The sequence below is a fragment of the Pseudomonas aegrilactucae genome (genome assembly GCF_019168305.1).
In the GTDB taxonomy this organism is placed as follows: domain Bacteria; phylum Pseudomonadota; class Gammaproteobacteria; order Pseudomonadales; family Pseudomonadaceae; genus Aquipseudomonas; species Aquipseudomonas aegrilactucae.
The window spans coordinates 1-644 of the sequence record NZ_JAHTBI010000062.1; the positions used below are offsets into that span (position 1 = coordinate 1).

Here is a 644-nt window from a genome sequence, read left to right on the forward strand (position 1 = left end):
ATGCGCCAGTTCGCACGCCTGACGCTGAGCGCGCCGATCCCCGAAGACACCACGATCATGAACTTCCGGCACTTGCTGGAGAAGCATCAACTCGCACCTGCGATCCTTGCGGTCATCAACGGTTACTTGCAGGAGAAAGGCCTGTCGTTGCGCCAGGGCACCATCGTTGATGCCACCATTATTCATGCCCCAAGTTCGACCAAGAACGAAGAAGGCAAGCGCGATCCCGAGATGCATCAGACCAAGAAAGGCAATCAGTATTTTTTCGGGATGAAGGCTCATATCGGCGTCGATGCTGAGTCCGGCCTGGTTCATCACGTCCATGGCACCGCAGCCAATGTGGCCGATGTCACACAGGTCGCCGAGCTGTTGCATGGCGAAGAAAACGCGGTGTATGCAGACGCCGGATACACCGGTGTCGAGAAACGCGAAGAGCATGAAAATCGTGAGGTAATCTGGCAAGTCGCCGCGCGCCGCAGCACGTATTCCAAGCTGAACAAACGCAGCCTGCTTTACAAAGCCAAGCGCAAAATTGTTGAGTACTGCAAAAGCTCAGACACCCCCCCCGGTGTCAGGATAGTTGTCGCCTCGCCAGATTTTACCCTGAAACCAGACTCCGGGGGGCGGAAAAGAGAACGCCCGTT

At 56.1% G+C, this 644-nt stretch carries 1 protein-coding gene; it reads left to right on the top strand.

Going from position 1 to position 644, the window contains the following annotated elements; translation table 11 throughout:
- On the top strand, nucleotides 1-644 hold a 644-nt coding region (locus KUO17_RS17705; RefSeq protein WP_255263651.1), incomplete at both ends, for an IS5 family transposase.